We start from the raw sequence: 26585 nt of genomic DNA, 5'->3' as shown, positions 1-26585 counted from the left end.
CCTCCAACGACCCGGCCGCTCAGGCGGCGAAGGTGCGGCGGTAGGCCACCGGCGTGGTCCGCAGGACGCGCGTGAAGTGGTGGCGCATCACCGCGGCCGTGCCGAAGCCGACCCGCGCGGCGACCGCCTCGAGGGTCAGCTCCGTCTCCTCCAGCAGCACCTGCGCCCGGAGGAGGCGCTGGCGGGTGAGCCAGGCGAGCGGAGTCGTGCCGAGGTCGGCCCGGAAGCGGCGCGCGAAGGTGCGGGGGGCCATCAGGGCCCGACGGGCCAGCGCCTCGATCGAGAGGTCCTCGTCGAGGTGCTCCAGCATCCACTCGGTGACCTCGGCCAGCGAGTCCGCGCGCGCCTCGGGAACGGGGGTCCGCAGGTACTGCGCCTGCCCGCCGTGGCGCTGCGGGGGTACGACCATCCGCCGGGCGACGACGCTCGCCGCCGTCGCGCCCAGCTCCTCGCGCACCACGTGCAGCGCCGCGTCGATGCCGGCCGCGGTGCCCGCGCTCGTCACGATGCGCCCCTCCTGCACGTAGAGGACCTCCGGGTCCACCGTGACGGAGGGGAAGCGCCGGGCGAGCTCCGCGGCGTGCATCCAGTGGGTGGTCGCGCGCCGACCGTCGAGCAGGCCCGCCTGCGCCAGGGTGAAGGCCCCGCTGCAGACGCTGAGGATCCACGCGCCGCGCTCGTGAGCCTCGCGGAGGAGGTCGAGCACCCGCTCGTCGGCGGGCCCGCGGCCGTGGGCGGGGACGGCGATCAGGTCCGCGTCCCGGGCCGCGTGGAGACCATCGGCGATCAGCAGGTCGAATCCGAGGCTCGTGCGGACGGGGCCCGGATCGGGAGTGGCGATCCGGAAGTCGAGGGCGGGACCTCCGTCGGCGCCGCGGTCGATCCCGAACACCTCGCAGACGACCCCGAACTCGAACGGCGCGAGGCCGGGCAGGGCGAGGAGGGCGACGGAGCGGAGCACGACGGCAGGATATCGCGTCACGTCGTCATCCGGCCTATCCACGCCGTCGATCCCCGCCGCTAGGGTGTCTTCCGGCGCGCGGAGTCGCGGGCCCGCACCGAGGAGGATCCACATGGCATGGCTGGTCACCGGGGGAGCCGGGTACATCGGGGCGCACGTGGTGCGCGCGTTCTCGGAGCAGGGCATCGACCCCGTCGTCCTCGACGACCTCTCCTCGGGGCACGCGTCGTTCGTGCCCGAGGGCGTCCCGTTCCGCCAGGGCTCGATCCTCGACGAGGCCCTGCTCGACCGCGTGCTCGCCGAGCACGACATCGAGGGCGTCGTCCACGTCGCCGGGTTCAAGTACGCCGGAGTCTCGGTGCAGCGCCCTCTGCACACCTACGAGCAGAACGTCACCGGCACCATGCGCGTGCTGGCGGCGATGGAGCGCGCCGGGGTCTCCTCGATCGTCTTCTCCTCGAGCGCTGCCGTCTACGGCGCGGTCGACGTCGAGATCGTCACCGAGGACACCCCCAAGAGCCCGGAGTCGCCCTACGGCGAGTCGAAGCTGATCGGCGAGTGGCTGCTCGCGGACGCGGGGCGGGCGCACGGCGTCAGGCACGCCTCCCTGCGCTACTTCAACGTCGTCGGGTCCGGCTACCCGGACGTCTACGACACCAGCCCCCACAATCTCTTCCCCCTCGTCTTCGAGGCGCTGCTGGACGGCCGCACGCCCCGGATCAACGGCGACGACTACCCGACACCGGACGGCACCTGCGTCCGCGACTACATCCACGTCGCGGACCTGGCGCTCGCGCACGTCGCCGCGGCGCGCCGCCTGGCCGCCGGCGAGCCGATCGACCCGGTCTACAACCTGGGCAGCGGATCCGGGGCCTCCGTCGGGGAGATCATGCGCGCGATCGCCGACAGCACCGGCATCGCCTTCACGCCCGAGGTCGCCCCGCGGCGGCCGGGCGATCCGCCCCGCATCGTCGCCTCCGGTGAGACGGCGGCCCGCGACCTGGGCTGGGAGATGCGGCACACCGTCGCCGAGATGGTGGAGAGCGCCTGGCGCGCACGGAGCGCCGCGACGGCCTGATCGGATCTCACGTTCGCGACACGCCGGTGTGTCGTGAACCCTCCACGGCGGGTTGAGGGTTTATGGTCCGCGACTTGACCTGAGCGAATGACACCGCTGTAATTACCTAGGCAGCGGCTCCGGGAGGAGCGGCCGCCGATCATCGGTTCGCAGGCGGGGTAGGAGACGGCATGACGCTTCCGGAACAGCACTCCGGAGTCCCCGAGGACTGGTTCGTCGATCCGGTCCGTCTGGGCGTGCCCGGGGTCCGACCCGGGATCGACACCGCGACCGAGGCGCCGGGGGGCGCGCTCTCCTGGCAGGTCGACTCGCTGTGCGCGCAGACCGATCCCGAGGCCTTCTTCCCCGAGAAGGGCGGCTCGACCCGCGACGCCAAGAAGATCTGCACCTCGTGCGAGGTCCGGGCCCAGTGCCTCGAGTACGCGCTCGAGAACGACGAGCGGTTCGGCATCTGGGGCGGCCTCTCCGAGCGCGAGCGCCGGAAGCTGCGCCGCCGGGCCTAGTCCCCTCCTCGCCGCGACCCGACCGACGGGGCGGCGAGCCGCAGGCGGGCGGCGCGGCGGCATCGCTTAGGGTGGTCCGCGATGTATCCACGAGTCACCGCCGTCCTCGTCGCGCGCAACGGCGCGGCCTATCTGGAACGAACCCTCGCGGCTCTGCGGGCGCAGACCCGTCAGCCCGACGCGACGGTGTTCGTCGACGGAGGCTCGAAGGACACGACCGACGAGCTCCTCGCGTCCTGGGGTCCGACGCAGCTCGTGCAGGTCGCCGAGCACCTCCCCTTCGGCCAGGCCGTGGCCCGCGCGGTCCGCGTGATGCAGCCGCCGGCCGGAGAGGACGAGTGGCTGTGGCTGCTCGCGCAGGACTCCGCCCCCGAGCCCGGCGCCCTCGCGGCGCTGCTGGGAGCCGTCGAGGTCGCCCCCTCCGTCGCGGTCGCCGGCCCCAAGATCATGGACTGGACGCGCTCCGGCTACATCCGCAGCTACGGCGAGTCGATCACCAAGCACGGCACGACCGTCCACCTCGTCGAGGACGAGCTCGACCAGGGCCAGCACGACTCCACGCCCGACGTCCTGGCCGTCGCCGCCGGCGGCATGCTCGTGCGCCACTCCCTCTGGGAGGAGCTCGGCGGCTTCGACCCCGGCCTGCCGGTCGTCGACGACGCGCTCGACTTCTCGATCCGCACCCGGCTCGCCGGGCACAGGGTCAGCCGCGTGCCGGACGCCCGCGTCACCACCGCCCGCATCGGGCTGCAGCGCCCCGACGGCCGCCGCATCGACAGCGGCGAGCGGCGCCGGGCGCGCCAGCACCGCACCGCGCAGCTGCACCGCCGGCTCGCCTACGCGCCCGTCGCGCTCCTCCTCCTGCACTGGCTCTCGCTCGTCCCCCTGGCGATCGGCCGCGCGGTCGTGCGCCTGCTGCGCAAGCAGCCCGGGCTGGTCGGAGGGGAGCTGCTGGCGGCCCTCGTCGTCGCCTTCGGGGGGACGAAGGTGCTGCGGGCCCGCACCGTTCTCCGCTCGTCGAAGAACGTGGGCTGGAAGGCGATCGCGCCGCTGCGCATCCCGCTGGACGTGGTGCGGCAGCTGCGCTCGGTGCGCCACGACGCCGTGCGCGTGCAGGCCGGGCGGGACCGTCATCCGCTGCACTTCTTCCAGGGCGGGGGAGTGTGGGTCGTCCTCGTCGCCGCGCTCGCCGGCCTGGTGATCTACACGCCGCTCCTCGCTGCTCCCGCGCTCAGCGGCGGTGGTCTGCTGACGCTCTCGCCGACCGTCGGCGAGCTGTGGCGCAACGCGGCCTACGGCTGGCGCGACCTCGGCTCGGGGTTCATCGGCGCGGCGGACCCGTTCGCCTCCGTCCTCGCCGTGCTCGGCTCGCTGACCTTCTGGTCGCCCAGCTACTCGATGGTGCTGCTCTACCTCGTCGCGCTCCCCGCTGCCGCCCTCGGCGCCTGGCTGATGATCGCCCGGCTCACCCCGCGCGCGACCGCCCGCGCCGCCGGAGCCCTCGTCTACATCCTCGCTCCCGCCTTCTTCGCCGCGCAGGCCGACGGGCGCCCCGCCCCGCTGATGGTGCACGTGCTGCTGCCCTGGCTCTTCTTCGCCGGGTTCGGCGCGTACCGCTCCTGGTCCGCCTCCGCGAGCGCCTCGATCCTGGCCGCGGCCGTCGTGGCGTGCGCGCCGGTGCTGGCCGTGCCGCTCCTGGTGATCTGGCTCGTCGTCGTCGCCACCTCGGGGCGGCGGATCGGCCGCTTCCTCGGCCTGCCGATCCCCGCGGCCGTCCTGCTCTTCCCGCTGGTGGTCGCCCGCGCACCGCGGGGCGACTGGCTCGGCGTCCTCGCGGATCCGGGCGTCCCGCTGCCCTCCGCGCAGTCGGACCTCGTCGCGCTGCTCGCCGGCTTCCCGGCCGGTCTGCCCGACGGATGGCTCGCGTTCCTCGGCGGTCTGGGGATCGGCGCCTCCGCCGCCCCGCTGGTCACGGCCGTGCTCGTCGTGCCGCTGATCGTCGCGGCGCTGGCCGCCCTCCTCCTCCCGAACAACCTCTCGGCCCTCGGCGGAGTCGGCGTGGCGGCGGCGGGTCTCGTGACCGCCTCGCTCGCCCAGGGCGTGCAGGTCGCGACCACCGGCTCCGAGGCGGTCTCCGTCTGGAGCGGTACCGGTCTCAGCCTCTACTGGCTCGGCCTGGTGATCGGCGCGTCGCTCTCGCTCGCCGCCGTGCGCTCCGTGCGCGTGGTGCCGGCGCTCGTCGTCACGGCCGCGGCAGCAGCACTGGTCGGTCCGCTCGCGGTGGCCTTCCCGTCCGGCGCCGGCACGTCCGTGTCGACCACGTCGGACCGCTCGCTCCCCGCCTACGTGGCGGCCGAGGCCCGGAACGACCCGCGGGTGGGCACGATCGTGCTCGTCCCGCAGGCGGACGGCGGCGTCCTCGCCCGGCTGGAGCGCGGAGCGGGCGCGACCCTCGACCAGCAGTCGACCCTCGCGAACACCGGCGCCGAGAGCACGGACGCGATCGACGAGCTGGCGGGCAACCTCGTCTCGCGGACGGGCTACGACGTCCCCTCCGCGCTCGAGAGCCTCGGCGTGCGCTTCGTCGTGCTGACCGAGCCGGCCGGCACCCAGGTCGGCGACGCGGCCGCCGCCGTGCGCGCGCGGGCGGCCGTCTCCCTCGACGGCAACGCGGCGTTCTCGGCCGTCGGCGACACCCGCTACGGGCTCCTCTGGACGGCCGTCGACACCGAGGGGACCCGCACCGAGGCCGCTCCGTCCGGCGTGGTCGGGCCCTTCGGGATCGCCTACACGATCGCCCTCCTCCTCGTCTTCGTCGTCGCCCTCCTGCTGGCGGTGCCCACCGGGCTCTCGCTCGAGCGGGGCCGCTCCAGCGGCGCGGTCGCCGGGATCGACGACGAGCCGGGCGAGGCCACCGGCCAGTTCGACGACGGGAACGACGATGTCTGACCCCGCCGACCAGGAGAAGCAGATGCCCGAGTCCTCCGCCCGCCGCTCCCGCGCGGAGCGCCGCGCCGATCGCTCCGCGGCATCGACGCCCGATCGCGCACCCTCGGCCGCCCGTCGGCGCCGGACGGCCCTGCGCGGTGCGGTGGTCGCGGCCGGAGTCGTGATCGCCGCGGCCGCCGTGGTCGTGCCCCAGCTCCTCCCGTCCCCCCTGGTCTCGAGCGCCGCGGAGGGCGTCGTCGTGACGCCCGTCGCGGCCGACAGCTCGCTGGTCTGCGGCGGCGATCTGATCGACGCCGGAGAGCCGGAGCAGCTGCGCGCCCTCGACGGCGCGGCGACCGCGGTCCGGCCCGAGGGCTCCACCTCGGACCCCACGGTCCTCGACGAGGACGATGTCGCCGCACCGGGCACCGGCATCACCGGTCTGAGCGTGCCCGCGGGCTCCGACCCCGCTCCCGGTGGAGCCACCGTCCAGGCCATCGGCACGGACACCCTCTCCGGACTGTCCGCCCGCGCCTGCGCCGAGCCCTCGGCCGACAGCTGGCTCGTGGCCGGCTCGACCGACGTCGGGCGCACCTCCGTGCTGATCCTGGCGAACCCGAGCGAGGTCGCCTCCACCGTCGACCTCACGCTCTTCTCCGAGACCGGCACCGTCCAGGCCACCGGCGCCACGGGCATCGTCGTTCCGGCCGGAGCGGTCCGCGCGCTCCCGCTCGCGGGGCTCGCCCCCGGGGTCGTCCAGCCCGTCGTGCACGTGACCGCACGGGGCGGCGAGGTCGCCGCGAGCATGCAGAGCAGCGCCATCTCCGGGCTCACCCCGGAGGGCGTCGAGACCACCGGCCCCTCCGCCGGCCCGGACACACTCGCCGTGATCGCCGGCTTCACCGTCACGTCGCCTCCGGCCGAGACCGCGAGCGACGACGGCAGCGGCGGCGCGGGCAGCCCCGTGCTGCGCATCCTCACCCCCGGCGACGCCGACAGCACGGTCTCGGTCGAGGTCACCAACGAGGACCCGAGCGGGTCGGGCGCCTCCACCCAGGTCGTCGTCCCCGCCGGCCTCGTCGGCGAGGTCCCGCTCACGGGCCTGGCGGACGGCTCCTACCGCATCGTCCTGCGGGCCGATCAGCCGATCGTCGCGGCGGGGCGGACGACCTCGACCGGCTCGGCCGGCACGGACTTCGCCTGGTTCGCCTCCGGCACCGCGACCACGACGCCCTTCGGCGTCGCCGGCACGGGCGAGGGCGACGCGCGACTGCACCTGGTCAACGGCAGCGACTCGACCGCCTCGGTCGAGATCGAGGCCCCGGGCGGCACCCGCACGCTCGAGCTCGGCCCGTTCGCGGCTCTCGCGACCCCGCTGGACGGCGACGGCGCGGTCGTCAGCAGCACCCAGCCGGTGCAGGCCTCGGTCTCGATCGCGCGCGACGGGCGGATCGCCTCGTACACGATCGTCCCGCCGGGACCGCTCTCCTCGCCGATCACGGTCTACTCGCACTGAGACGCGGGGCGGCGGCGCCTCGGCGGTGCCGGCGCCTCAGAGCTGCCGGCGCATCAGGGGTGCCGGTAGCGGTCCGGGGAGATGTCCCACGGGTCGCGGCCGAGCAGCTCCGCGACGGCGCGGAACACGTAGCTCTCGATCAGCATGCGCTGGTGCCACTCGTCGCGGCGGTGCAGCTTCGCCAGGCGCTCGATCGGCACGCGGTAGAGCGTGATGCGGCGCGCGGCGTGGTCGACGCGCCACCGCGCGATGCCCGTGCCCTGCAGCCGGTCGGGGTCGACGTCGGGAGTCGCAGCGACGTCGACGCGGATGCCGGCGAGCTCCTCCGGCCAGGTGCCGCGGAGGTAGTCGAAGGCCGAGCCGATCGTCGCCTCGAAGAAGTCGGAGCGGGTCTGCAGCAGGGGGAGGTGCGGACCGGTGATCGGCCCTCGTGCGCCGCGGCCGTGCCGGTCGCGGGAGCCTCCGCGCGACCCGCTCGTCGGGCGAGCGGCGGAACGACGAGCACGGGGCATGGCTCCAGCCTATTGCTACTGTGGGCGGCGATGACCGGACGGCACTGCTCGCGGACGGGCTGCCGCGCGCAGGCCGTCGTCACGCTGACCTACGACTACCGCGACTCGCTGGTGGCGGTCGGGCCGCTGAGTCCTGCGCCGGATCCGCACGGCTACGACCTCTGCGCCGAGCACGACCGGCGGCTCCTCGTCCCGCGCGGCTGGGAGACCGTCCGCTACGGCGCGGGGCCCGCCTAGGCCGCTGCCGCGCGCGTCAGGGCCGCTCGGGGAAGCCGCGCGGCGTGCTCGAGAGCACGGGGGCCAGCCGCTCGAGGCGCTGGTCGGACAGGAGCAGGGCGCGCTCCTCCCGCGCCCGGCGGAGTGCGGCCACGGCGAGGAGGAAGTCCTCCGCGGGCGCGGCGGGCAGCGGGGAGACGTGGACCGCGGTCTCGTCGGCCAGCGCGGCGGCGAGCTGCGAGCGCGACGGCTCCGTCATGCCGTGGCGCTGGCGGAGGAACTGCGCCAGTCGGCGCGCCAGGGCGTCGGGGAGGCGCGCGGTGTCCGCCGTGACGGCCCAGCCCCGCAGCGGCTCCGGGATCTCGACGACCAGCGGCTCCGCGCGGGGAACCCGCTCGAGCTGGCTGTGCGTGCCCGCGAGGACGTCGCCGAGACGGCGCGATCGGCGCGAGAGGAGGCCGACGACCGCGGCGAGCCCGCCGAAGGTCATCAGGATCTCGAGGACGCCGGTGAGGCCGCGCACGAGGGCGTGCCGGAAGCCGATGGAACCGCCGTCGTCGCGGACGACGCGAGCGCCGACGGTGAGCTTCCCGAGCGAGCGGCCGCGACTGGCCGTCTCGACGGTGACCGGCACGATCACCACGGCGATGACGAGGGCCGCGATCGCCACGGCGGCCGAGGCGGCGGGGTCCAGGCCGCCGTCCCCGGAGAGGGAGGAGACCAGCAGGAACAGGCCCAGCGCGAGCAGGAGCTCCGCGATCAGGTCGATGATCGCGCCGACCGCGCGGAGCACGAACGAGGTGACGGGCACCTCGAGCGCGATCGCCTCGCCGGTGACCAGGTCGGCGTCGTCGAACTCGGTGCGCTGCTCCTCCACGGTGCTCCTCCCGGATGCTCGGCCTCGGCGGCGTGCCTGGCTATCCTGTCAGGAGATGGACATCGACGCTCTCTCGGCCGCCCGCACTGCGCAGTGGACCCGCCTCGACGAGCTCTCGCGCAGGCGCCGCCTGACCGGAGCCGAGGCGGACGAGCTGATCGAGCGCTACCAGGCGGCATCCGCGGACCTCGCCACGATCTCCTCCACCGCCGGATCGACGGCCGTCGGCACTCGGCTCGCCGTCTCGCTCTCGCGGGCTCGGGGACGCCTGACCGGCACGCGAGACGAGCCGCTCGCCGCGGTCTCCCGCTTCGTCGTCCTCTCGCTCCCGGCCGCTCTGCACCGGCTGCGCTGGCTGACGCTCGCCGTCGCCCTCGCGACCGCGGTGGTGGCGACGCTCTACGCGCTCTGGATCCTCGGCGACCCGCGCCTGCTCGCCGCGCTGGGCGACGACGAGGAGCTGCGGCGCTTCGCCCGGGGCGACTTCATCGACTACTACTCCGAGAACCCCGCCGCCTCGTTCGCCGGGCAGGTCTGGACGAACAACGCCTGGATCGCGGCGCAGTGCGTGGCCTTCGGGATCGTCGGCGTCTACGTGCCGTACATCCTGCTGCAGAACGCGCAGAACCTCGGCACGTCGATCGCGGTGATGTTCCATGTGGGGGAGGGCGACACGTTCTTCCTCTACATCGCGCCGCACGGACAGCTCGAGCTGACGGCCGTGTTCGTCGCCGCGGCCGCGGGCCTGCGGATCTTCTGGGCCTGGATCGCTCCCGGCGCGCGCACCCGCGGCCAGGCGCTCGCCGAGGACGCGCGGAGCCTGTTCACGGTGGCGATCGGCCTGGTCTTCGTGCTGCTCGTCTCGGGCGTGATCGAGGGGTTCGTCACTCCGGCACCCTGGCCCTGGTGGCTCAAGATCGGGATCGGGGCGCTCGCCCTCGGCGCGTTCCTCTTCTACATGATCGTCGTCGGCGGGCGCGCGGTGCGGGCGGGGGAGACGGGCGACCTCGACCGGTTCGAGGCCGGGTCGCGGAGCATCGCGGCCGGCTGAGCCGAGCCGGACGAGCGCGGCCGTCGGAGCGGGGCCGTCGATCAGCGCTCCCGGGACCGACGACGGCCCCTCTCGCAGGTCAGAGCCGTCCGGCCGCCTTGAGCGCGAGGTAGCGGTCCGCGAGCGCCGGCGGGAGCGCGGAGGGGCTGCCGAGCACGACGTCCCCGCCGAGACGGCGGACGGCGGCCGAGAGCCGGTCGACGTCCGCGAGCGAGCGCTCCGCGGCGGCGGCGGAGTAGACCGCGGCCCGGTCGCTCCGGTCCTCCGCCATCCGCTGCAGCTCGGGGTCGAGCGCGCAGGCGACCACGACCGTGTGCACGCGGGTGAGCTGCGGGAGCACCGCGAGGAGCCCCTCCGCCGAGCCGACCGAGTCGAGCGCGGTGAGGAGCACCACCAGCGAGCGCTGGGAGGCCAGGGTGCGCACCTGCGCGGGCACCGCCGCCCAGTCGGTCTCGATGAGCTGGGGCTGCACGGGGGCGAGGGCGTCCACGACGCGGGTCAGCACCTCCGTGCCGGTGGCGCCGTGCACGCGGGCTCGCCGGGTGCGGTCGAACGCGAGCACGTCGACCCGGTCGCCGGCCGAGGCCGCGAGGGCCGCCAGGAGGAGCGACGCCTCGATCGCCGTGTCCAGGCGCGGCTCGTCCTCGATCCGTGCGGCGGACGTGCGGCCCGTGTCGAGCACGACGATCACGCGCCGGTCGCGCTCCGGGCGCCAGGTGCGGACGACCGGCTCCCGGCGCCGCGCGGTCGCCCGCCAGTCGAGCGAGCGGACGTCGTCGCCGCGGACGTACTCGCGCAGGCTGTCGAACTCGGTCCCCTGGCCGCGGATCATCACGCTGGTCCGCCCCTCCAGCTCGCGCAGCCGCGCCAGGCGCGAGGGCAGGTGGCGACGGGAGCGGAAGGCGGGCAGCACCCGGACGACGGCCGGCGCGGCCCGCGTCGCCTGGCGGCCGGCCAGCCCGAGCGGCCCGCGGGAGCGGATGGTGACGTGGAGTGCCCGGCGCTCGCCGCGGCGGAGCGGCTCCAGGACCGTGGTCACCGCGCGGCGCTCGCCCGGCGGCAGACGCAGGGACGACCGGGTCTCGAGGGCGCCGGCCGAGGGCTCCCAGGCGTCGCGGAGGACCCCCGTGATCCTCCTGCGGCCGGTGCTCGTGACCAGAAGGGTCGCCTCGGTCCGCTCGCCGAGCCGCACCCGGTCCGGCACCCGCCGCTCGAGCACGACGGCCCGGGGCGAGCCCGCGACCGCGACGTCGATCCCGACGAGGACCGCCCAGGCCAGGAGCCAGAGGCCGAGCACGGCGAAGGCGACCTCGGGGCGGCCGCCCAGGAGGACGACCGGCACCAGGCCGACGAGGAGGACGAGGACGCTGCGTCCGGTGAGGTGCACGGCTCAGACCGGGACGCGGACCTGCTGCAGGATCCCGCCCAGGACGGCCTCGGTGCGGACGCCCTCGAGCTCCGCCTCCGGCTCCAGCTGGATGCGGTGGCGCAGCACGGGCAGGACCATCGCCTGCACGTGGTCGGGGGTGATCGAGCCGTAGCCGTTGAGCCAGGCCCAGGCGCGGGACGCCGCGAGCAGGGCGGTCGAGCCGCGGGGGCTGGTGCCGAGCTTGACGCTCGGGCTCTCGCGGGTGGCGCGGGCGAGGTCGACGATGTAGCCGAGGACGTCGGGACCGGCTCCGACTCGCCGGGCCGAGGCCTGGGCGGCGCGCAGACGGGCGGCGTCGAGCACGGGTCGCACGCCCGCGGCGTCAAGGTCGCGCGGGTCGAAGCCCGCGGCGTGGCGCGAGAGCACCTCCACCTCGACGTCGCGCGGCGGGATGTCGAGCACGAGCTTGAGCAGGAACCGGTCCAGCTGGGCCTCCGGGAGCACGTAGGTCCCCTCGTACTCGACCGGGTTCTGGGTGGCGGCGACGAGGAACGGGTCCGGCAGAGGCAGGGTGCGCCCGTCGACGCTGACCTGGCGCTCCTCCATCGCCTCGAGGAGCGCGGCCTGGGTCTTCGGCGGCGTGCGGTTGATCTCGTCCGCCAGCAGGAGGTTCGTGAAGACCGGGCCCTCGCGGAAGGCGAAGCCGGAGGTGGAGGCGTCGTAGACGAGGGAGCCGGTGATGTCGCCGGGCATCAGGTCCGGCGTGAACTGCACCCGGCGGGTGTCGAGGCCGAGCGAGACGGACAGGGCGCGCACGAGCAGCGTCTTCGCGACTCCGGGGACGCCCTCGAGCAGGACGTGGCCGCCCGCGAGGAGGGCGATCAGGAGCCCGGAGACGGCGCCGTCCTGGCCGACGACCGCGCGGCCGACCTCGGAGCGGACCCGGTCGAGCTCGGCGCGCAGGTCGTCGTCGGAGACCGGCGCTCCGTCGCGGGCGGAGGGGGTGGTGTCGCTCATCGGGAGGGGCCTTCCGGTCGTCGGGCGGTCGTCGGGGAGAGGGCGGCGCGGAGTGCGCTCTCGAAGCGGAGGAGCTCGTCGGAGGCGGCGACGAGGGCGGCGTCGTCGCCCGGCAGGTCGTCGACGAGCAGACGGCGCAGCGCGGCCTGATCGCGGCCGAGGCGCTCGGCGGCGACGGCGACGATCTCGTCGACCCCGGTCGCCGGAGCGAGTCCCAGGAGCGCGGCCGTCCGCCGGAGGGTGCCGATGCGCAGTGCGTCGAGGGCGCGGGGCCGGAGGGCTCCGCGCGCGTAGAGCCGCGCGCGGCCGCGGGCCGTCTCGCTCGCATGCACGACGACCGGCAGCGGCTCGACCGCGAGCGGGCCGAGCCGGCGGCCGCGCCAGACGGCGGAGGCGACGAACACGGCCACCAGCAGCAGGAGAGCCGGAGTCACCCAGCCGGGGGCGAGATCGGCGGGTGCAGGGGTGGTGCTCGCCGAGTCGGCGGCTCCGGCGCGGTACCAGACCAGCCGGTCCTCACCGCCGAGCAGTCCGAGTGCGAGAGCGGCGCGGCCGTCCTGGCCGATGGTGCCGTTGCGGAGGAGGTCGGCGTCGCCGATCGCGGTGACGTCGGCGCCCTGCGGGAACCCGGTGCTCACGAGCAGGAAGCCGTCGTCGCCTGAGGGGAAGCAGCCGACCGCGTCGCCGTCGTCGAGGATCCGGTACGTGCTCCCTCCCGCGGGGAGCGTCCCGGCGCGCTCGGCCGCCGGGAGCGGGCACTCGGCGCGGAAGGGGCCGTCGCCGGCCGGGGAGCCGGCGAAGCGGACGTCCGGCAGCAGGGCGTCGAGCGCGGCTCCTCCTGGGGTCACCAGGACGAGCGAGGCCGAGGCGCGGGCGAGCCGGCGGTACTGGGCCTCGTCGAGGGCCACGTCCGGGTCGTCGACGAGCAGTGTCGCGTCCGGGGAGGAGGCGGCGAGAGCGGAGTCCAGGTCGTCGGCGCGGACGACCTCGACGCCCTGATCGCGCAGCACCTGGGCGAGCGCGCGGGCGCCGTCCGGGGTCGCGCTGTCGACGTCGAGGTCCGGGGCGGCCACCCGGGTCCCGGTCGCGACGGTGAGCAGCAGAGTGCCGACCGCGACGATCACGAGCAGGAGCACCCACACCCGTCCGCGGCGCAGCAGCGCGCCGAGGGTCGGGCTGGAGACCGTGTCGGCGCTCACCGGGGCGCCGCCAGGGCGTCCAGGACCGGCGAGGCCGCGGCGAGCTCGCGGTCCAGAGCCGCGACCCGCTCGTACTCGGCCGGGCCGCAGGGCTGCCCGAGGTAGCGCACGCGGTCGAAGTCGTCGGCCGTGCGGCGCAGCGCGGCGGCGGAGGAGGGGAAGGCCGCAGAGGCGCGCGACGCCAGGCCGAGCGCGGTCGTGCCGGGCGAGACCCGCAGGACGGTCCGCTCGTCGAGGGAGCGCACCAGGGCGCGGAAGCGCTCGACGACCGCCTCGTCCCAGTCCCCGCGGGCGGCCGCGGCCTCGGCGAGCGAGCGGAGGGTCGCGGCCGAGCGGGTGTCGTCGTCGGCGAGCACCGCTCCCGTGACGGTGCTGCGGCGACCGGCGCGGGGCCGTCCCGCGATGACGAGCGCGGCGACCACGAGCGCCACCAGCACCAGCACGCCGATCACGGCGGCGATCGGCACCGGCGGGCCGTCGCCCTGCAGCGTGAGGGAGGCGAACCAGTCGCGCACCGCCTGCACCACCCGGTCGAAGAGGGTCGGCTCGGCCGCCCGGTAGCGCGGGTCGGCGAGCTCCTCGATGAGGAGTCGGCGCGCCTGCTCCGCGTCGGGCTCGAGAGGGGCCGCGGCGAGGATCACGGGCGCTCCGGCACGGGGAAGGGATCGGGGGAGGGGCGGCCCGCCGCGCGCTCCTCGACGTGGCGCATCAGCACCAGGTCGAAGCCCTCGCGGCGCATCCGTCGGTCGAGGTAGACCAGGCCCGTCACGGCCGACTGGAGCACGGTGCCGACGGCGCCGATCACGAAGCCCACGGCGACGGAGGCGATCGTCACCACGAGCGAGGTGACGAGCTGCGCGTCCGGGTCGGTCGGGGCGATCAGGGCGCCGGCGATCGGGATGAGCAGGCTGAACGGCGTGGCCACGATCTGGCCGGCGACCTGGATGATCACGGTCATCAGCGCGAGCGCGCCGAAGGTGCGCCAGAAGCCGCCCGCCACCAGCCGCCAGGAGCGCGCCACCGCACGGCGCAGCGGCAGCCGCTCGACGACGATCAGGCTCGGCACCAGGGCGAGCTTCGTCGACAGCCAGACCCCCAGCGCGAGGGCGACCAGGCCGGAGCCGACGAGCACCAGGATCCCGCCGACGATCGCGCTCGACGTCCCGTCCATCGCTCCGATGACGAACAGCGGCACGGCGAGCGCCACGGCGAGGAGCACCAGGAGGAGGTAGCCGACGCCCTGCAGGACCGTCCAGCCGATCAGCGCCCAGAAGCGGCCCCGCAGCCGGGCGAGCAGCTGTCGGAAGGTCGCCCGCTCGCCGAGGACGCCGCGGGTGACCTCGAGCACGACCACGCCCTGCACGAGGGCGCCGCTGGCGAGCGAGACGGCGAGGGGGATGAGGGCGGCCAGGACCACGACCGCGAGGGAGCCCGCGCCGACGGCGTCGCGGTCGGCGGACTCCGCCTGCGAGATGCGCCCGACGGCGAGCACCGCGATCAGGCCGTAGACCGCCAGGGCGAGCACCGACCCGAGGCCCTGCACCAGCAGGGCGACGCCCAGGGTCGTGCGGGGGCTGCGGCGGAGGACCTGGAACGGGGCGCCGAGCAGGGTGCCGAAGCCGAGCGGGCGCAGCGGCACGAGACCGGGCTTGGGCGGGGGAGTCCAGCCGGGCGCTGGGCGTCCGGGCGACCAGGGGCCGGCGCCGGCGGGCGACCAGGAGCCCCCGGCGGGACCGGGTGGTACGGGGCCTGCGCTCGGCGGCGCGGGCGACCAGGCCGGGGCGACGGGAGCGGGCAGCGGCCTGCGCCGGTCGCCGTCCTGCGCCGGGACGGCCGCGTCGTCCGGACGCCCTGCGGGCGGGGGCCACTGAGCTGCGTCGGTCATCCCCTCCATGCTGTCATAGGCGTGCGGGCGGGGTCCTCCCCCGAGCGGACCCCCTTCGCCCGCAGAGCCCGCTCCCCGCCCACGGAGAGGTGCGTCGGTTAGCCTGGGTCGGGTCACCGTGCGCGCCGTGGGCGGGCGCGACCCGAGACGAGGAAGAGCAGACCGATGAGCGCGCGCATTCTGGTGGTCGACGACGACGCCGCCCTGGCCGAGATGATCGGCATCGTCCTGCGCGCCGACGGGTACGACGTCTCCTTCTGCGCGGACGGCTCCGGCGCCCTCGAGGCCTTCCGGCGGGCCCGGCCGGACCTGGTCCTGCTCGACCTGATGCTGCCCGGGATCGACGGGATCGAGGTGTGCCGCGCGATCCGCGCCGAGTCCGGAGTCCCCGTCATCATGCTGACGGCCAAGTCCGACACCTCCGACGTCGTGCAGGGCCTCGAGTCCGGCGCCGACGACTACATGGTCAAGCCGTTCGACCCCAAGGAGCTCGTCGCGCGGATCAGGACGCGCCTGCGTCCCGCCACCGCCGCCGCGAACGCGGTGCTGCAGGTCGGGGACCTGAGCCTCGACGTCGCCGGCCACGAGGTCCGCCGCGGCGAGACGCGCATCGGCCTGACCCCGCTCGAGTTCGACCTCCTCCTCGCCCTCGCCTCCAAGCCCCAGCAGGTCTTCACCCGCGAGATGCTGCTCGAGCAGGTCTGGGGCTACCACTACAAGGCCGACACCCGCCTCGTGAACGTGCACGTCCAGCGCCTGCGCGCCAAGGTCGAGAAGGACCCGGACGACCCCCGCATCGTGATGACCGTGCGCGGCGTCGGCTACCGCGCCGGCGCCGTCCTCCCGGGCTGACCGTGCCCCGCCTCGCCGCTCCCGACGTGCGCCGGTGGCCCCGCCGCGTGCTCGGGGTGTGGCGCACGTCGCTGCAGTTCCGCGCGGTCGCGATCACGGTCCTGCTCAGCGGCATCGCCATCGGCTCGACCGGCGTCTACCTCTCGTACAGCATCAGCGACAACCTGTTCCAGTCACGGCTGACGCAGGTCACGGGCGACACGTCGCGCGCGACCCGGGCCGCGCAGGGATACCTCGACGCAGCCACAGTCTCCACCCGCCAGGACATGGAGGAGGTGATGAGCTCGGTGCGCACCGCCGTCCGGGACGCCTCCTCCTCCGCGCTGATCGCCGTCGTGCGCTCGCCCGACCAGGAGGCGTCCTCGCTGGCGCCTCAGGACATCTACAACCGCGAGCTGCAGAACGGCGTGATCAGCGACGCGCTGCGCGAGCGGGTGCAGGCGGGCTCCGACGGGCAGTACTGGCAGTCGGTGACGCTCGACGCCTCCGGTCAGCAGCAGCCCGGCATCCTCGTCGGCTCGACCCTCGAGCTGCCGAGCTCGGCCGGGCGCTACGAGCTGTACATCGGCTACTCCCTCGCGGACGCGGAGCGCACGCTCCAGTTCGTGCAGCAGGTGCTCAACGTGGCGGGGATCCTGCTCATCCTGCTGATCGGAGCGGTCAGCTGGGTCGTCGTGCGGATCGTCGTCGCCCCGGTCCGGGTCGCGGCCGAGACGAGCCAGCGCCTCGCCGCCGGCGACTTCGACGTGCGGATCCCCGAGCGGGGCCAGGACGTGATCGCGACCCTCGCCCGGTCCTTCAACGGCATGGCCGACAGCCTGCAGGACCGGATCAGCGAGCTCGCGACGCTCAGCCAGGTCCAGCAGCGCTTCGTCTCGGACGTCTCGCACGAGCTCCGGACGCCGCTGACGACGATGAAGCTGGCCGGGGACGTGCTGTACGACCAGCGCGAGGACTTCGCCCCGGTCGCCGAGCGCACGGTCGAGCTGCTGCACAGCCAGATCGACCGCTTCGAGAGCCTCCTCGCCGACCTGCTCGAGATCTCCCGCCACGACGCGGGGTCGGCCGAGCTCGAGCTCGAGCCGGTCAACTTGGTGAAGCTGGCCGGCGACGAGATCGAGGCGATGCGGGGGATCGCGGAGGCGAACGGCTCCCGGCTCACTCTCTCCGCCCCGGGCGGCTACTTCGACGCCGACCTCGATCCGCGCCGCATCCGCCGGATCGTCCGCAACCTGCTGGGCAACGCGATCGAGCACGGCGACGGCCGCGAGGTCGTCGTCACCGTCGACAGCAACGCCAGCGCGGTCGCCCTCGCGGTGCGCGACTACGGGCACGGCATGAGCAGCGAGGAGGTGGTGCGCGTCTTCGACCGCTTCTGGCGCGCCGACCCGTCCCGCCGCCGCACGCTCGGCGGCACCGGCCTCGGCCTCTCCATCGCGCAGGAGGACACCGCCCTGCACCACGGCTGGCTGCAGGTCTGGTCCGTGCCCGATCGCGGCGCCTGCTTCCGCCTGACCGTGCCCCGGCACCGCGGCGAGCGGATCGAGGCCTCGCCGCTCCCGCTGCCCCCGGTCGACGCGGGCGAGCAGGCCTACAGCGGCCCGATCGTCCTCCCGCCGCTGCAGGCTCCTCCGGTCGGGGCCGCGGGGGTGCTCCCGTGAGGCGCGGCGTCCTCCGCGCCGTCGCGGCCGCCGCGCTGCTCGCGCTCGGGCTGGCCGGGTGCGCCGGCATCCCGCGGGACGGCGACGTCGGAGTCGGACGGCCCGACACCGCGCCGCAGGACCTCCAGTACGACTTCCTCCCGTCGGGACCCGCCGTCGGTGCGTCGCAGCGCGACATCCTGACCGGCTTCATCGACGCCGCGTCGAGCCCGCAGAACAACTACAAGATCGCCCGCGAGTTCCTCTCCACCGGAGCCGACTGGACGCCGGGCGAGCACGTGACGGTCGACGAGGGCCAGCGCTCCGCCTCGCCGCAGTCGGGATCCACGCTCTCGCTGACGATCACGCCCGTCGCCGAGGTCGACGCGACGGGCGTCTACACCGACGTCGCCACCACGGCCGGCCTGACCCTCGACTACGGCTTCGTCCAGGAGAACGGCGAGTGGCGCATCAGCGCGCCGCCGAGCGGCGTGGTGATCGACCGCACCACCTTCGAGCAGGTCTTCTCGACGCACGCGCTCTACTTCTTCGACCCCGGATACCAGTACCTCGTGCCGGACCTGCGCTGGTTCGCCTCGCGCGCCGACAGCTCCACCAGCACCACGATCGTCACCGAGCTGCTGCGCGGCCCCACGCCGTGGCTGCGGGACTCCGCCGCCGTCGTGTCGGCCTTCCCGACCGGGACGACGCTGGCGGCCGAGACCGTCCCGGTCGAGTCGCAGCGCGCCGTGGTCGACCTGAACCCGGCCGCTCTCGAGGCCGATCCGGCGCAGTGGCGGCTGATGGCGCTGCAGCTGAACCGGAGCCTCGCGAACGTCTCGAACGTCACCGGAGTCGCGCTCTCCGTCGAGCAGAACCCGATCGACGTCCCCTCCGAGGTCACCGGGCTGCCGACCTCGCCCCGCGTCGACACCCGGCCGCTCGTGCTGACCGACGACGCTTTCGGATTCCTCGGCTCCTCCGGGCTGGCCGGCCTCGGGATCTCGGATCGGATCGAGGCGCTGCAGCCGCGGGCCGCGGTCCTCGGCGAGCAGCGCGGGGCCGACTCGGACGCATCGGCCGCCGTGCTCACCGCCGCGGGCGTGAGCCTCGTGGAGCCCGACGGTGCCGACGTCCTCCTCGACGCGCGGTCGGGCCTCGTCGCGCCGTCCATCGATCCGCTCGGGTACGTCTGGTCGGTGCCGTCGGCCTCGCCCGGGCAGCTGGTGGCGTACTCCGCGGACGGCTCGCGCTCGATGCAGGTCGCGACGGCCTGGAGCGAGGTCGAGTCGCTCGCCTCGATCGCCGTGTCGCGCGACGGCACCCGGATGCTGGCGCTCGCCCAGGACGGGCAGCAGGCCACGGTGCTGGTGGCCGGCATCACCCGCTCACGGGACGGCGACCCGGTGGCGGTCGGCGAGCCGGTCGTCCTCCGCTCGACCCTGGGGACCGCGGTCGCCGCGGCCTGGACGGACGAGCTCGACGTGGTGTCGGTCGTGCGCGGCTCGACGGGGGAGGACGCCGTCACGATGAACCTGCTCGGCGGAGGCGCCACGGCGCTCGGCACGACGACGGGCACGGTCCAGATCGCCGCGGGCAACACCTCGACCCAGATCCGCATCCTCGCCGAGGGCGGGGAGCTCCGGCAGCAGCGGGGCTCGGCCTGGCAGACGACCGCGACGGACATCCGGCTGCTCGCGGCGCAGACCGGCATGGGGTCCTGACCGGTCCTGTCGGCGGCGACGAGCCCTTCCGACGGCGGCGCGCTCCGGATGCTCCTCCCCAGGCGCGTCGGGCAGGCGGATCGTCCCGATCCGACGGATCCACCCCCCGCGCCGCGGCCCGGACGGCGAACGTGGAGGCATGCTCTCCGATCACCTGCTCGACGCCCTCGCCGTCCTCCTCCCGCTGGAGTGCCCCGCCTGCGGAGAGCCGACGAGCCGGGCGCCCTGTCCGGACTGCTCGGCCGACGCGGCCGCCTCGGCCTGCCTGCTGACCCGCGTCGTCGGGCCGCCGGACGATCCGCTCCTCGTCGTCACCGGTGCCCCGTACGAGGGCACGGTGCGCCGCCTCGTCGTCGCGCTGAAGGAGGAGGGCCGCACGGCCTGCCTCGCCCCGCTCGGCGCGCTGTTGCGTCCGGCCCTCGGCGCGGCGCTCGCCGGCAGCCCCGCGATCCTGGTCGTCCCGCCCGGCTCCTGGCTCGGCCGCGTGCGGCGGGGCGCCGATCCCGTCGCGCAGCTGGTCGCCGCGGCGGGAGGGCGGGCGGCGCGTCCTCTCCGGCGGTCGCGGATGGTCCGCGACCAGGTCGGGCTCGGCCGCATCGAGCGGCGCGGCAACCTCGACGGGGCGTTCCGCGCCCGCCGTCCGCTCTCGTCGTGGCCGCCGGTGGTCCTCGTCGACGACGTGGTCACCTCCGGCGCGACCCTGCTCGAGCTCCGGCGCGCCGTGCGTGCGGCCGGCGGGACGGTCCGGGCCGCGGCGGCCCTGGCCGGCACCGCGCAACGAAGAGGGAACGTAGCAGCAGAATCCGGACGAACTCCCGGTGACGATCCGGTGGCCGGGGTCTACGGTGGGGGCACGGCGTGAACGGTCCGCCCCGGAGAAAGGCGGCACGCCGTACTCGACTGGGAGGTTGTCATGGACATCGACATCACAGGACGCAACATCGACATCACCGATCGCTTCCGCGCGTACGCGACGGAGAAGTCGGACAAGGTGGCGCACCTCGCCGATCGTGCTCTCGCACTCGAGATCAAGGCGAGCAGGCACGCCGAGGGCAAGGGCTCGGCCGGCGGCGACCGCGTGGAGCTGACGCTGATCGGCAAGGGGCCCGTGGTCCGGGCCGAGGCGAGCGGAGCCGACAAGTACGCGGCGTTCGACGTCGCCATCGGCCGGCTGCTCGAACGGGTGAGACGCGCCAAGGACCGGAAGAAGGTCCATCGGGGCCAGCATCGGCCGACCTCGCTCCGCGACGCGGCCGCCGACGACTTCAGCGTCGTCGCCATCCAGCCTGCCGACGCGGCGGTGCTGGAGCAGCTGAGCACGGGCGTCATCCCCGTGCAGGAGGCGCCGGAGCCGGTGGAGGACGAGGTCGAGGAGCCGTACTGCCCCGTCGTCATCCGCAAGAAGGTCTTCGCCTCCGTCTCGATGACCGTCGACGACGCCGTCGACTACATGGAGCTGGTCGGACACGACTTCTACCTCTTCATCGACTCCGACACGAACCGCCCGAGCGTGGTCTACCGCCGCAAGGGCTGGGACTACGGCGTGATCGGCCTCGGCGACGAGGCCGACGAGCTCGCCGAGCAGGCCGCCGGCTGAGATCCGACCCCGGGCCCCGGAGCATCCGCTCCGGGGCCCTCCCCGTGCCCAGGCAGGGAGTCCGCCCAGGGCGGACGCGTCGCCCCGACCGCTCGCCGCCCGCCCCGGCTAGGCTGGTCGCGGTCCGCGCTTCGGCGCGCGACTCCTGTCTTCTACTTTTTTGGAGTACCCCGTGGCCTCTGTCCTCGAAAAGGTCCTTCGCGTCGGGGAGGGGCGGGTCATCCGCCGCCTCGAGAACTACGCGAAGGCCGTCAACGCCCTCGAAGAGGACTTCACGCACCTCAGCGACGAGGAGCTGAAGAACGAGACCGTCGAGCTGCGCGAGCGCTACTCGAACGGCGAGTCCCTCGACGACCTGCTGCCGGAGGCGTTCGCCGCCGTCCGCGAGGCCTCGCGCCGGACGCTCGGCCTCCGCCACTTCGACGTGCAGCTCATGGGCGGCGCCGCCCTGCACCTGGGCAACATCGCCGAGATGAAGACCGGAGAGGGCAAGACGCTCGTCGCGACCCTCCCGGCCTACCTCAACGCGATCGCCAGCCGCGGCGTGCACATCGTCACGGTCAACGACTTCCTCGCGTCGTACCAGTCCGAGCTGATGGGGCGCGTGTTCCGCGCCCTCGGCATGACGACCGGAGTGATCCTCTCGGGCCAGACCCCGGAGCAGCGCCGTGAGCAGTACTCGGCCGACATCACCTACGGCACGAACAACGAGTTCGGCTTCGACTACCTCCGCGACAACATGGCGTGGCAGGCGCAGGACATGGTCCAGCGCGGCCACTTCTACGCCATCGTCGACGAGGTCGACTCGATCCTCATCGACGAGGCCCGCACCCCGCTGATCATCTCCGGGCCGGCCTCGGGCGAGGCGAATCGCTGGTTCGCGGAGTTCGCCAACCTCGCCAAGCGCCTCGACGAGGGCGAGGACTTCGAGGTCGACGAGAAGAAGCGCACCGTCGGCGTCCTCGAGCCCGGCATCGAGAAGGTCGAGGACTACCTCGGCATCGACAACCTCTACGAGTCGGCGAACACCCCGCTGATCTCGTTCCTCAACAACGCCATCAAGGCGCGCGCGCTGTTCAAGAAGGACAAGGACTACGTCGTGCTGAACGGCGAGGTCCTGATCGTCGACGAGCACACCGGCCGCATCCTGGCCGGACGCCGCTACAACGAGGGCATCCACCAGGCCATCGAGGCGAAGGAGGGCGTGCAGGTCAAGGCCGAGAACCAGACACTGGCCACCGTCACGCTCCAGAACTACTTCCGCCTCTACGCGAAGCTCTCCGGCATGACCGGAACGGCCGAGACCGAGGCCGCCGAGTTCATGTCGACCTACAAGCTCGGCGTCGTCCCGATCCCGACGAACCGCAAGATGCAGCGGATCGACAACGCCGACCTCGTCTACAAGAACGAGCAGGTCAAGTTCGCCCAGGTCGTCGAGGACATCGCGGAGCGCCACGCGGCCGGGCAGCCGGTCCTCGTCGGCACGACCAGCGTCGAGAAGAGCGAGTACCTCTCGCGCCTGCTCGCCAAGAAGGGCGTGCGCCACGAGGTCCTGAACGCCAAGAACCACGCGCGGGAGGCGGCCATCGTCGCCCAGGCCGGCCGCCTCGGCGCCGTCACCGTCGCGACCAACATGGCCGGTCGAGGCACCGACATCATGCTCGGTGGCAACGCCGAGTTCCTCGCGGTCTCCGAGATGACGGCCAAGGGCCTGAACCCCTCCGAGACTCCGGAGGAGTACGAGGCCGCGTGGGACGAGGTCTTCGCCGCCGTCAAGGAGAAGGTGGGCGAGGAGGCCGAGAAGGTCCAGGCCGCCGGCGGCCTCTACGTGCTCGGCACCGAGCGCCACGAGTCGCGCCGCATCGACAACCAGCTCCGCGGACGCTCGGGGCGCCAGGGCGACCCGGGGGAGAGCCGCTTCTACCTCTCGCTCACCGACGACCTCATGCGCCTGTTCAACTCCGGCGCCGCCGAGGCGCTCATGGGCCGCGGCAACGTCCCGGACGACATCGCCATCGAGTCGAAGGTCGTCTCGCGCGCCATCCGCAGCGCCCAGTCGCAGGTCGAGGCCCGCAACGCCGAGATCCGCAAGAACGTCCTCAAGTACGACGACGTCCTCAACCGCCAGCGCGAGGCGATCTACTCGGACCGCCGCCACATCCTCGAGGGCGACGACCTGCACGAGCGCACCCAGAAGTTCCTCGTCGACGTGATCGACGAGATCCTCGAGGTGCACACCGGCGACGGCAACGGCGACGACTGGGACTTCGACGCCCTCTGGACCGAGCTGAAGACGCTGTACCCGATCAGCCTCACCATCGACGAGGTGGTGCAGGAGGCGGGCAGCCGCGGCCGCATCAACAAGGAGTTCATGCGCCGCGAGATCCTCTCGGACGCGCAGCTCGCCTACCAGCGCCGCGAGGAGCAGCTGGGCTCTCCCGCCATGCGCGAGCTCGAGCGCCGTGTCGTGCTCTCGGTGATCGACCGCCGCTGGCGCGACCACCTCTACGAGATGGACTACCTCAAGGACGGCATCGGCCTGCGCGCGATGGCCCAGCGCGACCCGCTGGTCGAGTACCAGCGCGAGGGCTTCGCCCTGTTCCAGCAGATGATGGGGCAGATCCGCGAGGAGACCGTCGGCTTCCTCTTCAACCTCGAGGTCGAGGTGACCCAGAAGCAGGGCGAGGTCGCCGGAGTCGCGGCCAAGGGCCTCACTCAGCCGGTCGCTCCGGCCGAGAAGCTCAGCTACTCGGCCCCGAGCGACACCGGCGGCGTCGAGGTCCGCGACCAGCGCGGACAGGTGCAGCAGGCGGCCACCGCGAAGGCCCGCGCCGAGGAGGCCCGCAAGGCGCTTCCCGAGGGCGAGGCGGAGGAGACTCCGACGACCGGCGCCTTCGGCCAGAAGCCGGGCGGCTCGGACGCCCCCGCCAACCGCGAGGAGCGACGCGCGCAGTCCAAGCGCCGCTGAGTCCTCCCCGGACGACGCCCTCGGCCCCGGTCCCGCAGCAGCGGGTGTCCGGGGCCGTCGGCGTTCCTGCGGAGGCTCGGAGCCCGGCCTCGCCCGCCGTCAGGACTCGCCGCGCGCGAGAGCCGAGACGAAGCCGCCGGCGAAGGTGTCGCCGAGGCCGATCGTCGTCGGCCGGTCCGTCTCGAGGACGAGCCCGGGGACGCAGCAGGCCTCGAGCGCCGACTCCACCGCTGCGCACACCGCTCGCGAGCCGGGCTGGGGAGGGAGTCCGCCCATGTGGTCGTAGTCGGCGGCGGTGAAGCCGTCCCCGAGGAGGTCGCGGAGCTCGATCGCGCGGATCATCTCGTCACCGCCGCCCCCGGAGCTCGAGGAGGCCCTGCGCGACAGGGGAGTGGAGATCGTGCTCCCGGCCGGTGCGGCCGTCCGGGAGCGCTGACCCGCTCCTCACAGCACGTTGATCGCGGTGGCACGCCAGCGCGCGTCCGTGCCCTCGAGCCGGATCGCGACGGCCCGGCTCCGTGCGCGGTGATGCACCAGGACCACTCCCTCGACGACGCCGTCCCGCGGCTCCGTGACGATCACCCGTCCGACCGTGAACGGGACGCGCTGCGCCGTCCGCTTCCGCAGGCTGCGGGCGCGGGCCGCGAGTACGACCCGCTTCTGCAGGTGGTGGTAGACCTCGTCGCTCAGCCACCGCGCGATCTGGTCGATCTCGCGCGAGCCCTCCAGGATCTCGATCACGAGGTGCGTGAGCCGGGCGAGCAGGGGCTCCGGGTCGGGCAGCTCCGCGCGGGTCGCAGGCTGCGGGGCGAAGAACTCCGCGATGGTGAGCCGCTCCACGGCCGCCTCGGGGTCGAGGGGGAGGGTGCGGTAGTCGAAGGCGTGGAGGGGAAGGCTCATGCGGCGATCTCCTGGGGCAGGACGAGCTGTTCACGGGTCCGGGTCACCTCTCTGCTCGACGGGCGGGGCGCGCTGGGTCGGCACGCGAGGACGACCTCATCGAAGCAGTCGAGGGATGCTCATGGAGTGCAGAGGCGCAGACTGTGGATAATCGTCGGCCGTCCCGAGCTGTGGACAGCGAGCCCGGCGTGCACCGCCCGGCCGCGCCCTAGGCTTGTCGGGTGTCGACCCTCAGTGACCTCGTCCTCTCCCACGGCCGATCCGACGAAGCGGACGTCGAATGGCTGCACCTGCTCGTCGGCGACCTGCAGCTGCTCGCCGACCTGGCCTTCGCCGACATCGTGCTCTGGGTGCCCACGGCCGACGACAGCTTCGTCGCCGTCGCCCACGCGCGCCCCAGCAGCGCGGCGACGCTCTTCTACCGCGACTTCGTCGGGCAGAGGATCAAGTCGGAGTGGCGCGCCCAGGTCGTCGAGGCGTTCGAGACCGCGCGGATCGTCGACACCTCCGCCCCGGACTGGTTCGAGGAGACGCCCACCCGCGTGCGCGCGGTGCCCGTCCTGCGCCGCCTGGGGGCCTCCGACGGCGGGACGACGGACCGCCCCATCGCGGTCGTCACGCGCCACACCAACCTCAGCGAGACACGCACGCCGAGCCGGCAGGAGCTGACGTTCAACGACTGCGCGAACGACCTCTTCTCGATGATCGCCTCGGGCGACTTCCCCGATCTGGGCGCGCCGACCGGTCCTCGCCGCGGGGCGCCGCGCGCGTCCGACGGCCTGATCCGCCTGGACGTCGACGGCGTCACCACGTTCGCGAGCCCCAACGCCCTCTCGGCGTTCAACCGCATCGGCTTCGCCGACGAGCTCGAGGGGGAGTCGCTCGCCGAGGTCACGACGAAGCTGATCGCGGGGAAGGTCGTCATCGACGAGTCGCTCCCGCTGGTCGTGACCGGCCGGGCGCCGTGGCGAACCGACATCGAGGCCCGCGGAGTGACGGTGTCGCTGCGCGCGATCCCGATCCGCGACCGCGGCGAGCGGGTCGGCGCCGTCGTCCTGTGCCGCGACGTGACGGAGCTGCGCCACCAGGAGCGGGAGCTCATCACCAAGGACGCGACGATCCGCGAGATCCACCACCGCGTGAAGAACAACCTGCAGACCGTGGCCTCGCTGCTGCGGATCCAGGCCAGGCGCACCCACTCCGACCTCGCCCGGGAGGCGCTCACGCAGGCGATGCGCCGCGTCGCCGCCATCGCGGTCGTGCACGACACGCTCTCTGAGGGGCTGAACCAGAACGTCGACTTCGACGCGGTCTTCGACCGGGTGCTGCTGCTGATCGCCGAGGTCGCCTCGACCCACAACACCACGGTGCACCCGAAGCTGACGGGGAGCTTCGGCAACCTGCCCAGCGAGTACGCGACTCCGCTCGCCCTCGCCCTGACCGAGCTGGTCACCAACGCCGTCGAGCACGGCCTGGCCGGACGAGAGGGCGACGTGGAGATCGTCGCCTCGCGCAGCGACGACGAGCTCACGGTGAAGGTGCGCGACACGGGCGTCGGGCTGCCGGAGGGCAAGGTCGGATCGGGCCTGGGCACGCAGATCGTGCGCACGCTCATCCAGGGCGAGCTCGGCGGCACCATCGACTGGCACACGCTGGTCGGGCGCGGCACCGAGGTCACCATCGAGGTGCCGCTGCGGTGGCTGGAGCGCGCCCGCTCCTGAGCCCGGAGACGACGCGACCCCCGCTGCCGAGAGGCGACGGGGGTCGGGATCGTTCGTGCCGCCGAGCGGCT

The 26585-nt window shown here is 74.0% G+C and carries 23 protein-coding genes; 13 read left to right on the top strand and 10 right to left on the bottom strand.

Going from position 1 to position 26585, the window contains the following annotated elements; translation table 11 throughout:
* Positions 1-19: 19 nt before the first annotated feature.
* Positions 20-961, bottom strand: coding sequence for a GlxA family transcriptional regulator (locus C5C33_RS04205; protein WP_104246669.1), 942 nt, complete (start codon positions 959-961; stop codon positions 20-22).
* A gap of 112 nt (positions 962-1073) precedes the next feature.
* Here C5C33_RS04205 and galE point away from each other — a divergent pair, with 112 nt between their 5' ends.
* From galE to C5C33_RS04185, 4 genes are all read left to right on the top strand, one after another.
* The gene (galE, locus tag C5C33_RS04200; RefSeq protein WP_104246668.1) at positions 1074-2039 is read left to right on the top strand and encodes a UDP-glucose 4-epimerase GalE; all 966 of its coding nucleotides are present in this window, start codon (positions 1074-1076) and stop codon (positions 2037-2039) included.
* A gap of 170 nt (positions 2040-2209) precedes the next feature.
* Complete coding sequence (locus C5C33_RS04195; protein WP_104224145.1) at positions 2210-2542, top strand: WhiB family transcriptional regulator; 333 nt, start codon at positions 2210-2212, stop codon at positions 2540-2542.
* An 81-nt stretch (positions 2543-2623) separates the two neighbouring features.
* The gene (locus C5C33_RS04190; RefSeq protein ID WP_104260491.1) at positions 2624-5491 is read left to right on the top strand and encodes a glycosyltransferase family 2 protein; all 2868 of its coding nucleotides are present in this window, start codon (positions 2624-2626) and stop codon (positions 5489-5491) included.
* A complete protein-coding gene (locus C5C33_RS04185; RefSeq protein ID WP_146085202.1) occupies positions 5484-6986 on the top strand; it encodes a DUF5719 family protein in 1503 nt (500 codons plus the stop codon). Before C5C33_RS04190 ends, C5C33_RS04185 begins: the two co-directional genes overlap by 8 nt.
* A 53-nt stretch (positions 6987-7039) precedes the next feature.
* Here the strand turns inward: C5C33_RS04185 and C5C33_RS04180 are convergent, their stop codons facing one another.
* Complete coding sequence (locus C5C33_RS04180; RefSeq protein ID WP_104224142.1) at positions 7040-7498, bottom strand: metallopeptidase family protein; 459 nt, start codon at positions 7496-7498, stop codon at positions 7040-7042.
* A gap of 30 nt (positions 7499-7528) precedes the next feature.
* On the opposite strand from C5C33_RS04180, the gene C5C33_RS04175 reads away from it, so the two are divergent.
* Complete coding sequence (locus C5C33_RS04175) at positions 7529-7735, top strand: DUF3499 family protein (RefSeq protein WP_104224141.1); 207 nt, start codon at positions 7529-7531, stop codon at positions 7733-7735.
* 16 nt (positions 7736-7751) lie between these two features.
* On the opposite strand, the gene C5C33_RS04170 is transcribed toward C5C33_RS04175, so the two are convergent.
* Positions 7752-8591, bottom strand: coding sequence for an RDD family protein (locus C5C33_RS04170; RefSeq protein ID WP_104224140.1), 840 nt, complete (start codon positions 8589-8591; stop codon positions 7752-7754).
* Between the two features lie 55 nt (positions 8592-8646).
* On the opposite strand from C5C33_RS04170, the gene C5C33_RS04165 reads away from it, so the two are divergent.
* The gene (locus C5C33_RS04165; RefSeq protein ID WP_104224139.1) at positions 8647-9642 is read left to right on the top strand and encodes a stage II sporulation protein M; all 996 of its coding nucleotides are present in this window, start codon (positions 8647-8649) and stop codon (positions 9640-9642) included.
* A gap of 79 nt (positions 9643-9721) precedes the next feature.
* Here the strand turns inward: C5C33_RS04165 and C5C33_RS04160 are convergent, their stop codons facing one another.
* The 5 genes from C5C33_RS04160 to C5C33_RS04140 are packed head-to-tail and all read right to left on the bottom strand — an operon-like array spanning position 9722 to position 15112.
* The gene (locus C5C33_RS04160; protein ID WP_104255250.1) at positions 9722-11029 is read right to left on the bottom strand and encodes a DUF58 domain-containing protein; all 1308 of its coding nucleotides are present in this window, start codon (positions 11027-11029) and stop codon (positions 9722-9724) included.
* A 3-nt stretch (positions 11030-11032) separates the two neighbouring features.
* A complete protein-coding gene (locus C5C33_RS04155) occupies positions 11033-12028 on the bottom strand; it encodes a MoxR family ATPase (RefSeq protein ID WP_104224137.1) in 996 nt (331 codons plus the stop codon).
* The gene (locus tag C5C33_RS04150; RefSeq protein ID WP_104225485.1) at positions 12025-13227 is read right to left on the bottom strand and encodes a DUF4350 domain-containing protein; all 1203 of its coding nucleotides are present in this window, start codon (positions 13225-13227) and stop codon (positions 12025-12027) included. The genes C5C33_RS04155 and C5C33_RS04150 overlap by 4 nt, the downstream gene beginning before the upstream one ends.
* Positions 13224-13868 (bottom strand): DUF4129 domain-containing protein, encoded by a 645-nt coding sequence (locus C5C33_RS04145; RefSeq protein ID WP_104260488.1) that lies wholly within the window; start codon positions 13866-13868, stop codon positions 13224-13226. The genes C5C33_RS04150 and C5C33_RS04145 overlap by 4 nt, the downstream gene beginning before the upstream one ends.
* Positions 13865-15112, bottom strand: coding sequence for a hypothetical protein (locus C5C33_RS04140; RefSeq protein WP_146082923.1), 1248 nt, complete (start codon positions 15110-15112; stop codon positions 13865-13867). The genes C5C33_RS04145 and C5C33_RS04140 overlap by 4 nt, the downstream gene beginning before the upstream one ends.
* A gap of 165 nt (positions 15113-15277) precedes the next feature.
* Here C5C33_RS04140 and mtrA point away from each other — a divergent pair, with 165 nt between their 5' ends.
* From mtrA to secA, 6 genes are all read left to right on the top strand, one after another.
* Positions 15278-15964, top strand: a complete 687-nt coding sequence (mtrA, locus tag C5C33_RS04135) for an MtrAB system response regulator MtrA (RefSeq protein WP_104224133.1) — start codon at positions 15278-15280, stop codon at positions 15962-15964.
* Between the two features lie 2 nt (positions 15965-15966).
* Positions 15967-17625, top strand: coding sequence for an MtrAB system histidine kinase MtrB (gene mtrB / locus C5C33_RS04130; protein ID WP_244229464.1), 1659 nt, complete (start codon positions 15967-15969; stop codon positions 17623-17625).
* Positions 17622-19328, top strand: a complete 1707-nt coding sequence (locus C5C33_RS18375) for an LpqB family beta-propeller domain-containing protein (RefSeq protein WP_181136185.1) — start codon at positions 17622-17624, stop codon at positions 19326-19328. The genes mtrB and C5C33_RS18375 overlap by 4 nt, the downstream gene beginning before the upstream one ends.
* 139 nt (positions 19329-19467) lie before the next feature.
* Complete coding sequence (locus tag C5C33_RS04120) at positions 19468-20190, top strand: ComF family protein (RefSeq protein WP_104260487.1); 723 nt, start codon at positions 19468-19470, stop codon at positions 20188-20190.
* A gap of 51 nt (positions 20191-20241) precedes the next feature.
* Complete coding sequence (gene hpf / locus C5C33_RS04115) at positions 20242-20925, top strand: ribosome hibernation-promoting factor, HPF/YfiA family (RefSeq protein ID WP_104224131.1); 684 nt, start codon at positions 20242-20244, stop codon at positions 20923-20925.
* A 172-nt stretch (positions 20926-21097) separates the two neighbouring features.
* Positions 21098-23893: a preprotein translocase subunit SecA gene (gene secA, locus C5C33_RS04110; protein ID WP_104260486.1), complete on the top strand. Its 2796-nt coding sequence runs from the start codon at positions 21098-21100 to the stop codon at positions 23891-23893.
* Between the two features lie 99 nt (positions 23894-23992).
* Here secA and C5C33_RS04105 read toward each other — a convergent pair whose 3' ends face one another.
* Both C5C33_RS04105 and C5C33_RS04100 read right to left on the bottom strand, forming a co-directional pair.
* Complete coding sequence (locus C5C33_RS04105) at positions 23993-24235, bottom strand: hypothetical protein (protein ID WP_104260485.1); 243 nt, start codon at positions 24233-24235, stop codon at positions 23993-23995.
* Between the two features lie 102 nt (positions 24236-24337).
* On the bottom strand, positions 24338-24793 hold the full coding sequence (locus tag C5C33_RS04100; protein WP_219812134.1) for an Rv3235 family protein: 456 nt from the start codon (positions 24791-24793) through the stop codon (positions 24338-24340).
* A gap of 221 nt (positions 24794-25014) precedes the next feature.
* Between C5C33_RS04100 and C5C33_RS04095 the strand changes: the two genes are divergently transcribed.
* Entirely contained in the window at positions 25015-26514 is a 1500-nt protein-coding gene (locus tag C5C33_RS04095; protein WP_104224128.1) for a sensor histidine kinase, read from the top strand.
* Positions 26515-26585: the final 71 nt, after the last annotated feature.

The sequence above is a fragment of the Rathayibacter sp. AY1H3 genome (genome assembly GCF_002932015.1).
This window is presented reverse-complemented; position numbering and strand designations above follow the sequence as displayed.

Bases quoted from the DNA above. Each gene is read 5' to 3' on its own strand.
- C5C33_RS04120 (WP_104260487.1), top strand. From the start codon at position 19,468: ATGCTCTCCGATCACCTGCTCGACGCCCTCGCCGTCCTCCTCCCGCTG.
- C5C33_RS04180 (WP_104224142.1), bottom strand. From the start codon at position 7,498: ATGCCCCGTGCTCGTCGTTCCGCCGCTCGCCCGACGAGCGGGTCGCGC.
- C5C33_RS04105 (WP_104260485.1), bottom strand. From the start codon at position 24,235: ATGATCCGCGCGATCGAGCTCCGCGACCTCCTCGGGGACGGCTTCACC.
- C5C33_RS04175 (WP_104224141.1), top strand. From the start codon at position 7,529: ATGACCGGACGGCACTGCTCGCGGACGGGCTGCCGCGCGCAGGCCGTC.
- mtrA (WP_104224133.1), top strand. From the start codon at position 15,278: ATGAGCGCGCGCATTCTGGTGGTCGACGACGACGCCGCCCTGGCCGAG.
- C5C33_RS04165 (WP_104224139.1), top strand. From the start codon at position 8,647: ATGGACATCGACGCTCTCTCGGCCGCCCGCACTGCGCAGTGGACCCGC.
- C5C33_RS04140 (WP_146082923.1), bottom strand. From the start codon at position 15,112: ATGACCGACGCAGCTCAGTGGCCCCCGCCCGCAGGGCGTCCGGACGAC.
- C5C33_RS04155 (WP_104224137.1), bottom strand. From the start codon at position 12,028: ATGAGCGACACCACCCCCTCCGCCCGCGACGGAGCGCCGGTCTCCGAC.
- C5C33_RS04195 (WP_104224145.1), top strand. From the start codon at position 2,210: ATGACGCTTCCGGAACAGCACTCCGGAGTCCCCGAGGACTGGTTCGTC.
- hpf (WP_104224131.1), top strand. From the start codon at position 20,242: ATGGACATCGACATCACAGGACGCAACATCGACATCACCGATCGCTTC.
- galE (WP_104246668.1), top strand. From the start codon at position 1,074: ATGGCATGGCTGGTCACCGGGGGAGCCGGGTACATCGGGGCGCACGTG.
- C5C33_RS04185 (WP_146085202.1), top strand. From the start codon at position 5,484: ATGTCTGACCCCGCCGACCAGGAGAAGCAGATGCCCGAGTCCTCCGCC.
- C5C33_RS04190 (WP_104260491.1), top strand. From the start codon at position 2,624: ATGTATCCACGAGTCACCGCCGTCCTCGTCGCGCGCAACGGCGCGGCC.
- C5C33_RS04100 (WP_219812134.1), bottom strand. From the start codon at position 24,793: ATGAGCCTTCCCCTCCACGCCTTCGACTACCGCACCCTCCCCCTCGAC.